General features: G+C 62.4%; 11 protein-coding genes. All 11 read right to left on the bottom strand.

Annotation, left to right across the window (positions count from 1 at the left end; translation table 11 throughout):
• Positions 1-171, bottom strand: a 171-nt coding sequence (locus tag ACILSI_RS26990) for a helix-turn-helix domain-containing protein (protein WP_395725058.1), incomplete at its 3' end; no start/stop codon positions are given.
• Between the two features lie 43 nt (positions 172-214).
• Entirely contained in the window at positions 215-712 is a 498-nt protein-coding gene (locus ACILSI_RS26995) for a DUF1587 domain-containing protein (RefSeq protein WP_395725033.1), read from the bottom strand.
• Positions 713-1,004: 292 nt separating this feature from the next.
• Positions 1,005-2,555, bottom strand: coding sequence for a glycosyl hydrolase family 18 protein (locus tag ACILSI_RS27000; RefSeq protein WP_395725034.1), 1,551 nt, complete (start codon positions 2,553-2,555; stop codon positions 1,005-1,007).
• 2 nt (positions 2,556-2,557) lie between these two features.
• Positions 2,558-3,913: a right-handed parallel beta-helix repeat-containing protein gene (locus ACILSI_RS27005; protein ID WP_395725035.1), complete on the bottom strand. Its 1,356-nt coding sequence runs from the start codon at positions 3,911-3,913 to the stop codon at positions 2,558-2,560.
• 16 nt (positions 3,914-3,929) lie between these two features.
• Positions 3,930-5,339: a DUF1501 domain-containing protein gene (locus ACILSI_RS27010; RefSeq protein WP_395725036.1), complete on the bottom strand. Its 1,410-nt coding sequence runs from the start codon at positions 5,337-5,339 to the stop codon at positions 3,930-3,932.
• Between the two features lie 65 nt (positions 5,340-5,404).
• Positions 5,405-6,415 (bottom strand): hypothetical protein, encoded by a 1,011-nt coding sequence (locus tag ACILSI_RS27015; protein WP_395725037.1) that lies wholly within the window; start codon positions 6,413-6,415, stop codon positions 5,405-5,407.
• Positions 6,416-6,426: 11 nt separating this feature from the next.
• On the bottom strand, positions 6,427-9,069 hold the full coding sequence (locus tag ACILSI_RS27020; protein WP_395725038.1) for a DUF1592 domain-containing protein: 2,643 nt from the start codon (positions 9,067-9,069) through the stop codon (positions 6,427-6,429).
• On the bottom strand, positions 9,066-10,316 hold the full coding sequence (locus ACILSI_RS27025) for a DUF1552 domain-containing protein (RefSeq protein ID WP_395725039.1): 1,251 nt from the start codon (positions 10,314-10,316) through the stop codon (positions 9,066-9,068). The genes ACILSI_RS27020 and ACILSI_RS27025 overlap by 4 nt, the downstream gene beginning before the upstream one ends.
• Before the next feature lie 35 nt (positions 10,317-10,351).
• On the bottom strand, positions 10,352-13,222 hold the full coding sequence (locus ACILSI_RS27030; protein WP_395725040.1) for a DUF1553 domain-containing protein: 2,871 nt from the start codon (positions 13,220-13,222) through the stop codon (positions 10,352-10,354).
• A 17-nt stretch (positions 13,223-13,239) separates the two neighbouring features.
• Positions 13,240-13,362 carry a hypothetical protein gene (locus ACILSI_RS27035; RefSeq protein WP_395725041.1) on the bottom strand — a complete coding sequence of 41 codons (123 nt, stop codon included), beginning with the start codon at positions 13,360-13,362 and terminating at the stop codon, positions 13,240-13,242.
• Between the two features lie 26 nt (positions 13,363-13,388).
• Positions 13,389-14,252, bottom strand: coding sequence for a sugar phosphate isomerase/epimerase family protein (locus ACILSI_RS27040; RefSeq protein WP_395725042.1), 864 nt, complete (start codon positions 14,250-14,252; stop codon positions 13,389-13,391).
• Position 14,253 lies beyond the last annotated feature (1 nt).

Consider the following 14,253-nt stretch of genomic DNA (forward strand, 5'->3'; position numbering starts at 1 on the left):
CTCGGTGCCGTGGTCTCTTTGGTGCTGCTTCCATTGCCGCACCGTGCGTTCATGAACCCCCACAGCTTCGGCAATGTCGCGTTCATGCCATCCCTTGCCAAGCAGAAGCATCGCCCGGCGGCGAGCCTCCACTTGTTGTTCTTTGCTTAGTTTGCGTCCGTCTTCCTTCATGCGGACACATTCATAACACCGCCTCCAATGTTGTGCTATCTATTTACCGGATTAATAAATCGAAGCCCTTACCATCCCGCGCATAGAACAGCGACTCCACACCACCAGTGGTGCGGCGCGGTACGAGTTGCTTGCCAACCACCCGCGTCTTTTTCGACGCCGGCGGCGCAGTTGACGTCACCACAGCCTGACGCAATGCCGTCTCCACCGCATCCAGATAAGCCATGAGCTGCACATGCGAGATGTCCAGCGTGGACGCGACCTTGTCGAAGTGATGTGACTCGCGATCCGCAGGCAACATGTCGCGAATATCGAGATGCGGCAGCGCGAGCAGGTCGCGCAAGTTTTGCTCAAACTCGATGCGATTGAGCCGCCGCATCGGCCCGCGTCCCTTCTTCGCCGTGGCCACCGCACTCGCCGCCTGCAAAGACGATTCCAAAGCCGCCAGCAAAGCCTTCCGATCCTCAGGCTTCATGTCTTCCGACTTCGGCGGCATATCGCCATTCTCCACCCGATCAAACACCTGCACCCAGCGCTCCATTCCTTTTGGATCACCCAGATCAAACGTCAGCGCCGTGAGATCGAGCTTGCCCTACTTCGCCTCCGCATCGTGGCAATCGGTGCAGTTCCGCTCGATGAGAGTGGCGATAGGCTGCGGTAGCTTCTCGGCCGCGTGCAGCGCTGGCAGCGTGGTGAGCAGCAGCGCGATGAAGAATGCGAGTGTGTTTCATGGTTAATGCGCCAACGAAAGCGTTTCGCCGCGTTCCTGGGTGCGTGGAATTCCGCGAGCCCTCCCACTGGTCACATTTTATGTCGGAGTTATTCGAAAGGGCTCACGGCACCACGCGCACGCTCAACGAGGTGACCGTGACACTGGCGGCTGAGGTGAAGGTGAAGTTGTTGGTGCCGCGCTTGAGCGCTGGCTTCAGAGCGGCAGAGGAAAGCGTGAGGGTGAAGCCTGCTTTGGCGGGTGTAGACGTCAGTTCTTGGAGCGGTTGTCCGTTGAGGGTGATGGTGAGTGCCTCGGTCTCGCGGTCGCTTTTGAAAAGGATCTCCAGGGTGGCTTCCTTGGCCTTCGCGGGATCATCGGCGATGACCAGATGCACGGTGGCAGGAGTAGCGGGCTTCAAGGTCATAAGCTGTGCCTCGCCGAGCGAACTCCAGGGGCCGCCGCTGCGCATGTCGATGTCGCAGAAGTATTCCTTGGGCAGTCCCACCAGCTTCGCGCGGTCGCCAAACTCATCGAACAGCGGCATCTCGTCGCGGAGGTAGAAGTTGAAGAAATATAACCCGTCCGCGCCTTTCTCCCAGAGCGTGGCTGCGGCGGCGCGGAGGGTTTCGGGCGTGCCGTATCGTCTGAAGGTCTTGCGCAATTTCATGCGCTCCAGTGATCCATAGACCGGCGTGTGATAGCGATGCGCGAGAGCCACCCATGCTTCGAGGTCCAGGCCGGAGAACATCACGCCGTTCCCCGCGATCACGGCATCGAGCAGGCCTTTCTTCAACCACGCTTCGACGTCGAGTCCCATGGCGAGTGCGTCTTTAGGCGAATCCGGCACGCGTGACACGAGGCGCAGCGGGCGACCGCGAGTTTTGGCTGATGCATCAAGAATGGCCCGTGCCTCGGTGACAAAGGCCGTCATGATAGCGGAGTCCACTTCCCGATGCCGGAAGAGGACGGGAGAGCGCAGCCAGTCGAGCTCGATCCCATCCAGATCGTAGCGGCGGCAGGCTTCGCGCAGGGTGTCTAGGTAATGCTTCCGCACTTCGGGCTTCGAGTAATCGAGTCTCAGGTCGCGACGAGGAGTGAACTCGGGCTTGGGGCCAGTGCCATTGAGCCACGGAAGGAACTTGGTTTCCCATTCGGCGTCCGTCGGCGGGTTGAGCCACAGGTCGCGGTGCGTGCGGCGGAAGTCATCCCAGAGGTGCGCCCAGTTGAAGATGTCATGATGGGCGTCATTCATGCGCATCGAGAAGAAGAAGCTGCGGCCATCACGCTTCCAAAACTGAAGGATCGGCTGGAGCGGATCGTCCCCAAGCGCGGCGATGTGATCCCGCTTCAGTTCCCAGATGGGCAGGCCGAAGTTGCCGCAATAGGAGAGGCCCTGTGTCTTTGTTTTGGCCAGCGGACCGATGCGCGGCGCGAGCGCATCGTCGAGCGAGTGGATCGTCGGGAGCGGCAGGTATTTGCCCGCAGGCACCCAGAGACCGTTGGCATGATGCTCCGGGTAAGCGGGCCACTTCAGGTCATCGCTGTCATTGTTGAACAGGATGCGCGGCAGTCGGCGGCTTTCGAGAGTGACCCCTCGAATTGTGTCAGCGGCGTGCAACGCGGCCAGCCGCGCGAACAGCAGAGCGGCGGCGAATGGAAGGATGCGTTTCATGGTCAGCGAATCCAGATGCCTTTCCCCGTGCCGCCCTTCGGCGTGGTCTTCGGGTAGTCGGGGTTGGGTTTGAGCTCGATGACCTTCACGACTTGCTCGATGGGCAAATCGGCCTGCGAGTCGCGGGTGCGGACGCCGGTGATGCTCATGTGGCGCGCAGTGCAATCGAGGTCGGGGGAGAAGATTTCGGTCCAGCGCGAGGGATCACTCCCGGGCGCGCCCTTGTAGGTCGCGGACTTCGGGCCGATGGCGAGGAGGTTCCAATCAGGAGTGATGGGATGATTCACGCGAACGTCTTGAATCGTGAGGCCGTCGGTGTTGGCGTGGACCTCGATCTTGCCGGGGTGATTGAAGGTGAGCTCTTCAAAGCGGATGTCATTCAGCGTGCCGATGCCAAGGCTGAAATCGTTGCCTCGACCGAGTTCGAGATTCGGCTGGTCGTAGAGCTTGAACTCGCGGATGTCGGTGATGCGGCGCAGCGTGATGTCGCTGATGGGGCAGTCGAGCGTGGTGCCATCGTCGAAGCGCTTCACGCCGGGCAGGAGGCGGATGGAATTGGCCGCAGGCACGCCATCGGGCACTCCGGTGACATCTTCGATGACGATGCGCTCGATGGGGCCGTAGCTGGGCGCGTAGTTTTTCCATTCCCAAGCATTGAGCGCGACATTGTCGTCATGCGGATCGCCGCGCACACCGCGGATGAGTCCATCGCTCGCGGGGCCGTTCACATGCACGCCATCGCGTCCGTGATTTTCGAGGGTGATGTTTTCCACGGTGAACTCATGCGCGTTCGCCAGATGCACGCCGAAAGGACGGCTCTGGCGGATGGTTACGTTCTTCACCGACACACCGCGCACGTTTTGCATCAAGATGACGCCGTGGGTGCCAAACGCCGCGTTTTGCTTCGAGGAAGCACCGCGCGCATTGCCATTCGACTCCGCACGCGTGACCGCCAGCGTGGTCCAGATGCCGCCTTCGATACTGATGTTCTTATCGAGCGGCTGATCGCGCGGCACGGGCTTCGTGTTCAAGGTGGCGACATGCTCGTTGCGCACCATGCAGGTGCTGGTGCCCGGTTTGAGCCGAATCTCGGCCTTCGCGTCCGCCGTGAGCTTCTGCCCGGATTTCATCACCAACGGCCCATCGAGGTAATAAGGCTTCTCACGCGCCGGAATGTGCAACTGGCCATCCGCATCGAGATCTGCCTGGAATGCCTCCGTCCACACTTCGGCCGTGACGCTGATGGTTTGAAGGTTGCCGTCCTTGTCGGGCCATTTCTCCGTCCAGGTGCCGGTGCGCACGTCAGCGGCGTGCAGGGACTGCAGCAGGGCGACGAGGAGGATGAGGGAGAGTTTCATGGTCGTCGCTCGTGGTTCACGCCAGCACGCTCTTGATGACATGTCCGTGGACATTGGTGAGGCGTTGCTGGAGACCGTTGAAGTAGTAAGTGAGCTTTTCGTGGTCGAGACCGAGGAGGTGAAGCACGGTGGCGTAGAAGTCATAGACGCTGGTCACATCGTGCACGCTGCGGCGGCCGAAATCGTCGGTGGAGCCATGGCTGATGCCGCCTTTGACTCCCGCGCCCATCATCCAAGTGGTGAAGGCATCGGGGTTGTGGTCGCGGCCACTGGTGCCCTCCTGATGCGTGGGCATGCGGCCAAACTCGGTGCACCAGACGACGAGCACGTCGTTCAACATGCCGCGCTGCTTCATGTCCATGAGCAGCGCGGCGGTGGGCTGGTCGAAGATGGGGCAGTGCCGCTCGTAGTCGGCCTTGAGCGTCTTGTGCGCATCCCAGTTGAGGAAGCCATCCACGTTGCTGGCGCGAGAGGCGCAGTAGAGGCTCACATAGCGCACACCGCGCTCCAGGAAGCGGCGGGCGAGGAGACAGTTGCGGGCGTAGGCGGCTTTGAGTGAGTTCGCATCGCCGGTGCCGTAGAGATCGTGAACGTGCTTCGGCTCGCCGCCGAGATCGCTGACCTCGGGCGCGGCGAGTTGCATCTTTGCAGCGAGTTCGTAGGCGGCCATGCGGGCGCTCAGTTCGCTGTTGCCGGGATGCTGCTGCTCGTGCTCGCGATTGATCGTGCGGAGGAAATCCCTCGCCGCCTCGTCTTCTGCGCTGCTGATCGATGCTGGCCGGGCGAGATTGCGCAAAGGCTGCTGCGCGGCCATGGCGACCGCCTGGAATCGCGCGGGGAGGAAGCCGTTGCTCCAGTTTGCTTTGCCGTTCGGCGGCTCGCCGCGCAGGTCCTGGATGGCGATGTAGGTGGGCAGGTTGTCATTCAGGCTGCCGAGCGCGTAGCTGACCCATGAGCCGGCGCTGGGATAGCCCTCGCGGGTGAAGCAGGTGTTCATGTTGATGCAGCCAGGCCCGTGCGTGTTGGTCTGGCTCGTCATGCTGTGGATAAAAGCGATGTCGTCCGCATGCCGCGCCATGTGCGGCAGCATGGTGGAGAGCATCTTGCCGGACTTGCCCGCGGGTGCGAAGGCCCACGGCGGGCGCATGAGATTGCCGTTTTTACCTTGGAAGGAGACTTCCTTCTCACCGCCAGGAAGCGGGGTGCCGTGAAACTTCTCCAGCATGGGCTTGTGCTCCCACAGGTCGATGTGCGAGGCGGCTCCGGGGCAGAAGATTTGCAGCACCTGCTTCGCCTTCGGGGCAAAGTGCGTGCCTTTGGGCAGAGCGCTCTCCGCGGCGAACAAGCGTGATAGGGCAACACCTGTCAGGCCTGTGCTCATCTGGCCCAGGAAGCGGCGGCGGGTTTGGTCGAGAGGCGAGTTCATTCGAGGTAGATGAGTTCGTTGGAGCGGTGAGGTGTCGGTTGGTTTTGTGTTCTGCAATCCTTTCATCACCTCCCGGCGGCCAGCGGGAGCGGGCGCGGCAGGAGCAGGTTTTGGTGGGCTTGCAGCGCGGCGTGGGTCTCGGGGGTGAGTTTGACGAGGCCGGTGAGGTGAAGGCGGCCTTTGTGTTTGGCGAGGGCGGTGGCGGTTTCGGGAGTGAGTTCCGTGATGGCCTTGAGCACGAGTTCGCCGGTGAAAGCGGCGAGGGCGGCGGCGGATTCGGTGGAGAGCGTCTCCAGGCCATTGAGCACGAGCGTCCCGGTGCGGTTGGTCTTGCTGTTGCCGACGCATTTTGCGAGCGAGGCGGCGACTGCGGGCGGGAGTGAGGTGAGGTCGTTGAGCACAAGCACGCCTTCATGGGCGGCGAGGGCTTCCGCAGTCCCGGGCGAAAGCGATGTGATGTTGTCGAGCCGCAGGATGGAGGCTGCGCCATCCACGCGACGGCCGATGACGCCGGGCCGCGTTTTGTCCTCCTCGGTGCCGCGATGTTTGGCAAGTTCGGCGGCGATGGTCGGTGAAAGCTCCGTGAGGCCGAGACGAAGCTCACCCCACTGCCGCGCGAGCTTTTGCGCGAGCGGGACGGAGTCGATTTTCTCCAGCGAGTAGAGGAGCACCTTGCCCTGATGCGCGGCGAGAGCCTCGGCGGCTTTTGGGGAGATGGTCTTCAAGCCGTTAATCCGCAGGTCGGCATAGCCGAACGACTTGGAAGGCGCATGCTTCGCGAGCACCGCCGCTGTCTCTGGAGAAAGCTCCGTGAGACCATTGAACGACAGTGCGCCTTCATGCTTCACGAGCACTTCCGCCACCTCGGGCGTGAGTGTGGTGAGCGCGTCGAAGGACGCGAAGCCTCCATCAATGGAGCCCATTGTGGTTGGCTTCTTCGCCATCACCGCGCGCGCCTGCTCCACGGTGATGGAGGTGAGCTTGCTCGAATCCTGGGCGAACGCCAAAAGCGGCAGAGATGCGCCGATGGCGATGACGGCGAGAAGCATCGGACGATGGGGTGAAATGGAGTTCATGTCTGGATGGTTCATTTCCGGGTGATGCGATCGCTCTCGCAGCACAGCAGCACGAGGTCGCGAAGGCGATAGCCGTTGGTCGCGGCTTGCTCGACGATGCGACGGATGGCAGGACGGTCGGCGGCGGTCAGCTCGCGGCCCAGCGCGTGGATGAGCAGCTTCTCCACGAGGCTACGAGCGAACTGCGGCTGGCGCTGCAACAGCGCTTCTTTGAAACCGATCACATCTCTGAACTCATGACCGTTGAAATCTCCGCTGGGATCGACCGGCAGCGCCGTGTTGTTGACGGGGTTGTAGTGTCCGCGCCAGCGACCGATGGCATCGAAGCTCTCCAGCGCGAAACCGGGCGGGTCGATCTGCCGATGACACCCGGCGCACGCGGCATTCTCGCGATGTTTTTCGAGGCGCTGCCGCAGGGTGGTGGCACCGCGGATGTCCGGCTCGATCACGGGGACATTCGGCGGTGGAGGCGAGGGCGGGGCTCCGAGGATGTTCTCCAGGAGCCAGATGCCACGGATGATCGGAGAAGTGTCCACGCCATTGGCGGTGAGGGTGAGGACGCTCGCCTGACCGAGCAGCCCGCCGCGGCGCTTGTCGATGAGCTTGACCTGGACAAAGCCCTGCGACGGGGAATCGCCCGCGCCGTCCGGCTGGAGGTCGTCGCGCGTGAGGCCTTCCACCGGTTTGCCGAGGCTGGGTTCGGCGGCTTGCCAGTCGATGCCGTAGTGCTTGGCGAGTGCGCGATTCACGAAGGTGTAGTCGGAATCGAGGAAGTCGGCGATGGGGCCGTTGGTTTGCAGCAGGCGTTTGAAGAAGAGGCGCGACTCCGTGCGCATCGCGGGCTCGAGATGGTCGTCGTAATAGACGTTGAAGCCGCCGCCCTGGGGCTTCATCGAGCCGAGCTTGCGCATTCCGAGCCAGCCGTCGAGAAACTCACGGACGAAGGTGTCGGCGCGTCCGTCGGCGAGCATGCGCTCCGCTTCATTCCGCCGCACCTCGGGCTTGATGAGATCACCCGCGGCGGCCCGGGCCATGAGCTTGTCATCCGGCAGCGAGGACCAGAGAAAATAGGAAAGCCGCGAGGCGATCTCGCGCCCGTCGAGCTGTGCGGCGCGCTCTTCGCGGTAAAGAAACTCCGGCGCGCAAAGCACCGCACGCACACCCTGGGTGATGGCGGACTGCGCGGCCTGCTCCGGAGGTGCGCCCGCATCGGTGGCGGTCTTTTCCGCGCTCCGCACGAGCTTCAGGATGGGCTCTACGTCCGCTGCCGCCACCGGACGACGCCACGCACGCTCGGCAAACGCACGCAGCACCTCGTCTGCCTTGGCGGACGCATAGGGTGTGTCGCCAAAGATGGCTCGGTGGCTTGCCGGCGGCCATTGTTCGTTGAGCGGGCCCTTCACTTCCACTTTGTGAATGCGAATACGCGGCGTCTCGAAGAAGATCAGGTGGCCCCAATCGCCGCTCAGGTTGGCCTGCTCGTAGGCCGCGAGCTGCTTCTTGTCGAGCAGGGTGTATTTGTTTTCTTTGACGAAGCCGGTGATGCGGTTGTTGCTGTCCGTGGGACCATTCGGAAACGCGAATCGGGGAAACTGGCCCGCCTCCAGCCACACGCGGCATTCCAGCCAGGTGGGCACATCGTCGGGCACATCCCAGATGGCGATGCTGCGATCACCCAAAGTGGTTTCTTCGCCAAAGGAGCCGATCAGAGCATCGCGGACGGCATCCTTGTTCGCTGGGTCCACGCCGACGAGCGTGCTGAGCGTCATCTCCAACCGGAGCGGCTGGCTCGGATCGACGAGCGACCCGCTTCCAAACATTTTTTTCGGATCCATGTCCGCATATCGAAACTTCGCCTCGGCGAGGATGCGAAACGAATACCAACCGGACATCGCCACTCCCTCCCGAAGATCCTCCAGCGGGAGGGCACCACGGCGGTATTCGAGCGTCTGGTAGGGCTGCGGCTCGCGGAGGGTCTTCGCATACCACTCCCGCTCGGAATGCCGATGACCTCCCGCCGTTTTTTCAAACGGCGCCGAGAGCGACCAGGTGCGCGTCTCGGGCTGTGGCTCAAAATGAACCGCGCGGCCCACGACATCCTTCGCGGCGGTGAGGTAGTGCCGCATCAGGTAGCTCGAAGTCACCAACTTGCCGCCGTCCGAAGCAAAGCCGTGCGAGCGGTTGTCATCGGGAAACTCGGTGGTGGGATCCCGGCGGCTCAAATCGAGATGCAGCAGGTCTTCGAGCGTGCGGCGGTATTCCGTGCGGTTGAGCCGACGCAGCACCGCCGTTTCGCGCACGGGTTTGCTTTCGGAAAAAGAGGCGAGGGTGGATTCAAGGGCCAAAACCACCGCCTGGCGCTCATCGGCCGCTGGCTGCTTCTTCTTCGGCGGTGGCATCGTGCCGCGCTCGATCTGCTCCAGCGCACGCAGCCACCAGATGGCCGTGACATCGGTCACGGAATCGCCGAGTGACTCCAGCGAAAAGTCACCCTTGCTCGTGGCATCGTCGTGGCAGTCCATGCAACGCTCGGAGACCAAGGCCCGCACTGTCTCGCTGACGGAGACAGGCTTGCCCTGCTCCGCGCCGATGCCCGCGAGGGTGGCAGTCAGAAAGGCGGCGAGCGCCAGGGTAATGTTCTTCGCGTGCTTCATGACAGTTCACCAAAGGTTCCTTTGCTCTTGCCAAACGTGCCGGCCTCGACGCCGAAACGCTGCGCCATCGAGAGGTAGAGATTGCACAGCGGCACGCGCTTCTCCGCCGCGTCCGGCAGGATCACATGGGTGCGGTGCTTGTAGCCGCCGCCGGCGAGAAGCACCGGCAGGTTCTTGTTGGTGTGGGCGCTGCCATCGCCCATGCCGCTGCCAAAAAGCACCTGGGTGCTGTCGAGCAGGCCGAGGTCCTGCAGTTTGGCGAGGAACTTCGCCAGATGCACCATCTGGTAGCGCTCCACCTTTCGCATGCCCTCCATCAGCACCGGATCCTTCCCGTGGTGCGAATAGCCGTGGTAGCCCTTTTCCTCGATGCCCATGGCCGAGGTGTCGAACGAGCCCGGCACCTCGATCGTGGCCACGCGGGTGGAATCGGTCTGCAGGGCCAGCGCGACGAGATCAAAAAGAATCGGCAACTGCTGGCTCACCGTGCCGTCCTTCGGCTCCTTCGCATCCACTTTTGGCCGAGGGCGCGAAAGCCAGGCCTTTTCCTGTTCGAGCGATTTCTCCACGTCGCGGATGGCGGTGAAATACTGGTCGAGCTTCTCCCGGTCGCGGCCCGAGACGCGGCTGCTCATGCTCCTGGCCTGGCTGTTCACCGCATCGAGGATGGAGCCCTGCTGCTCGTAGTCCACACCGAGCGCGGCGGACAGCTCCGCGGGATCATCCACGAAGAGCATCCTAAACACGCGCGACACCTGCTGCACCGGCGGCACCATCACGCCGGTGCGAGTCCACGAGAGTTCCACTCCTCCGCCGCCGACCGGCCCCGCGGCGGTGTTGAGCACGGGAAAGCGCGTCTGCCCGGCCACCTGCCGCGCGAGGAACTGGTCCAGCGAGATGTTGCCATCCGGCATCGAAGAGGCCTCCGACGATTTCACGCCCGAGAGGAACATGTGCGTGCCGCCATGGCCGCCGTTGTTGCCGTGGTCGATGTTGGAAAAGACGGTGAACTTGCCGCGCAGCGCCTCGAAAGAGGCGAGGTTGCCGGGAAGCGCCGCCTTCAATCCCTCCCCGGTGGGAAAGAAAGCATCCTGGATCATGCCGAACGGATTCGCGACACAGACAAAGCGCTGCATCTTCGCAGGCTCGACTGCCCGCGCGAATGTCTCCAGCCAGGGAAGCGCGACGGTGACGCCCGCTGCCCGGAGGAACTGACGGCGGGAGGTGGCATGTTGTTCTTGGTTCATGGTTCTGGGTGCCTTGATCGGCGGAAGGATGCGAGTCATTCGAGGTAGATGAGTTCGTTGGAGTTCAGTAGTGCACGGCAGAGTGCACGGAGGCCGTGTTTGGCCATCAAAGCGTGGGCCGCGCCGGACTCGGTCGCGCTGGGTTTCCGTTGGAACAGGAGCCTGTAGGCCTTTTCGACTGCCTCAGGCCCGTCCGCTCTTCGTGCGAGAGCTTCGGCCATATCGAGTGTGAAGCTGTGATTCAGCAACGTGAGCGACTGGAGCGGCGTGGTGGTGCTCGCCCGCTTCGGGGAGGCAAAGGCCACGTCGGGGAAATCGAAGTCGCTCAGCACATCGACGACGCTCGCGCGGGCGTTCTGGTGATAGACGGCGCGGCGGTAGGTCTCCGGGCCGTGCTTCTCCAGCGGGAAGTAAGTGGAGACGTTGTTCTGCGTGAACTTGTAGAGCCGGAAACCGGGGCCGCCCATCGGATCGAGCTGCAAGGAACCGGTGACCGCGAGCATCGTGTCGCGCACCTCCTCCGCAGCGAGACGGCGCGGTGGGAAGCGCCAGAGCAAACGGGACGCTCCGTCCACCTGCATGCCTGGGTTCGACAGTGCTGATGAACTTTGTTGATAGGTGCGCGAAAGCAAAATCTCGCGATGCAGCGCTTTCAGTTTCCAGCCATTCGCGACAAGTTTGGCTGCGAGATAGTCGAGCAGTTCGGGATGCGTGGGCTTGCTGCCGAGATAGCCGAAATCACTTGGCGTATCGACGATGCCGGTGCCGAAATGGTAGTGCCACAGGCGGTTGGCGAGAACTCGTGGCGTGAGCGGATTCTCCTTGCTGACGATCCATCTGGCGAGTGCGAGCCGGCGCTCGCCCTCCGGGGCATCGGCGGTGAGTTGGTAGGGCTTGGTCACGCCGTCCAGCACGTTCAGCGAGGCGGCGGTGACTTCGTTGACCGGTTTCATCGGGTCGCCACCGCGGAAGAGGAATGTTTTCTCCTTCGGCTGAGCAAACTTACCCGCCCAAATCTCTGGCAGTTTCGGCACGCGGGCGATGGCGGCGTTCACTTCGGCGATTTGTTTTTCCAAACCGGCGAGCGTGGCCTTTTCATCGGCGGTGATGACCGTCCGGCGTGCCATCACGATGCCGAGCGCCTCCGTGTAGGGCTGGCGGCCCTCGCTGCTCGCCACGGCTCTCCACGTCTTGCCATCCATGGAGACTTGCACTTCATATTCGGTGGGCGTGGCACCGCGCACCTTGCTGTCGTCCTCGGCATCCTCCTTGCCGGCGCGTGAGTTGATGAAGGTGATGCGCTCGATCTTCTCGGGCCTGGCAAAGGTGAGCGTCAGCACGGGCGGTGTGCCGATGAACCATGCCTCGCCCAGCCGGCCGTCGATGCAATACTGCGGGCCGTAGGCTTCAGGAAAGTCCTCCGCCGTGGCAGACTTCGCGCCCTCCGCCTTGGTGCCCTGACTGGCGAGCGCGATATTTTTTCCCGAACTGCTCCAGACTTGGAACTCGGTGAGCCTTCCACCAGGTCCGCCGGGTTTGGCTTTGGATTCCGCATCGGAGGTGAAGCCGCTGATGACGAAGCGCAGCATCTTGGCCTCGGTGGCCGGGAAGCTCTCATCCGTGCCGAAACGGTCCACTGGCGGTCGCGTGAACTTCATCTGCGCAAATTGCGTTTTGGCGCGGGTATCGATCTTCTTGTCGAGCGCTTCCTTTTTGGCATTCAAAGCAGCGAGCTTTGCGGTCAGCGGCTTCATTGTCTCCGCGTGGGCCTTGCGTTGCTCTGCGGTCGCCACCACGCGCCGGCCATGCGTCACACCCTCGAAGGCGGCACGCACGCGGTAGTAGTCCTCTGCGGGAATGGGGTCGAACTTGTGATTGTGGCAGCGAGCGCAGTTCAGCGTGAGACCGAGGAACGCACCGCCGGTGGCGGTGACCATGTCGTCGATGGTGGCCGCGCGAATGTTCTTCTGCGCGACGGGATCCTGGTTGCCCACATCATCATAAGGCCCCGCCACGAGGAAGGCGCTGCCGACCTCCACCTCGGGCTTGTCCTTGCCGATCACATCGCCCGCGAGGTGCTCGACGATGAACTGATCGAAGGGCTTGTCCTCGTTGAAGCTGCGGATGACGTAGTCGCGGAAGGGATGCAAGTCGTCGATGATGAAGTTCCGCTCAAAGCCGTTCGACTCGCCAAAGCGGATCACATCGAGCCAATGCCTGCCCCATTGCTCGCCGTAGCGTGGGGAGGCGAGGAGGCGGTCGATGAGGTCTTTGCTGGCCCTTGTGTTTGTCTCGCAATCCTTCACGAACGCCTCCACCTCCTCCGGAGTTGGCGGCAGGCCGTGCAGGTCATAGGTCATGCGCCGGATGAGCGCTCGCGGGTCGGCGGGCGGATTGAAGCCGAGGCCTTTTTCCTTCAGCTTCGCTTCGATGAAATCGTCGATGCTGCCCGCGGTGGCGAGATCAGTCTTGTTCGGCTGAAGAGACCACCACGATTTGTCGCCGCGTTTCGCCGCCACCTTGGTGCCATCACGAGGATCGGGCGCGCCCATTTTCACCCAGGCCACCAGATCGTCGATGACCGCCGGCGGTAGCTTGGGTTTCTTCGGCGGCATCTCCATGTCTGCTTCCAGATGCTGGATGGTGCGGATGAAAAGGCTCTCGTCTGGCTTGCCGGGCAGAATCACCGGTTCACCGCTGTCCCCGCCCTTTTCCCAACCCGCCTTCGAATCGAGGTAGAGATTGCCTTTGAGCTTCTTGGCTTCCGCGCTGTGGCAGGAGTAACAATGCTCCACCAGCACCGGGCGCACTTTTTGCTCGAAGAAGGCCATGCCCGCCGGATCCGCGGCGTGCAGCGTGGTGAGCAGACAAAAGGATGAGAAGTATAAGAGGCTTTGAGTCTTCATGGTGTCGTGATTCAAACTCATCGAACTGGCAAAATAAGACGTGAAAGGGCTCCAGGCCTGTGATGCACCTGCTCGGTGGCGTGCAGCGCGGCCAGCGGCGCGAGCAAAAGTGCGGTGAGAAGTTTGATGGTGCGTTTCATGGGGTGCTGTGTCATTGTTCGGTGTCTCAGCGTGCGAATGTTCTGCGGAGGTAGTCCGCATCGAAGCGGATGTCCTGCTCGACGCCGTTCGGGAGGTGCGTGCCCTCAATGTGAACCCACGCGTCGTGCCAGCCGATGTCGTGCATGGCGTCCCGCATTTTTCCGAAGTCGATGTTTCCCTGGCCGTAGAGTCCCTTGAAGTCCTTGGCGTGAAACTCACAGATGCGCTCTTTGCCAAGCCTGCGGATGGCCTCGCCGTAGTCCTCGCCCTCTTTGTCCATGTTGGCCACGTCATACCAGACCTGGATGTTCGGCGAGCGCACGGCTTCTAGCATCTTTTCCAAAACCGGCACCTTCAGCGTGGACTCGATGCCGTAGATGACGCCTGCGTTCTCGGCGAGTGGCGCGAGTTTCTTTAGTATGCCAGTGACCTTCTCGATGCCTGCCTCATCGCCAGCGAGGCTTCCTTTGCCAAAGAAGGCCAGTAGAACGCAACGCGCTTTCAGGCGTTGAGCGACCTTGGTGCTCGCCAGCACCCACTTTGCGGCCTCGGGCTCGCTTTTGAGCGGCACACCGTTGAGCGTGGCCAACGCTAGGGAGGGCACCGCGATTCCGAGTTCGGCGGATTTGGCGAGGTAGCTGTCCTGCAGCTTCTCATCGAAGAGCGGCAGCCATCCCTGGGCATCCGGCTTGCTCCCGAAATCGACTTGCACGCCATCCAGCCCGATGCGCTTGGCCAGCTCGAGCGAGGCCGGTTGCGCAGCGAGCTTCATGGTCCAGTCACAGGCTCCTATTTTGATCTTCATGCCCGCTGTGGCGGCGCGCAGATGTTCGACCTGCGCAACAAGCGCGGCGAGTGCGGTGGTGGTGAGGAAGGTGCGTCGTTTCATG

Source organism: Prosthecobacter sp. (assembly GCF_044232965.1).
Lineage (GTDB): Bacteria > Verrucomicrobiota > Verrucomicrobiia > Verrucomicrobiales > Verrucomicrobiaceae > Prosthecobacter.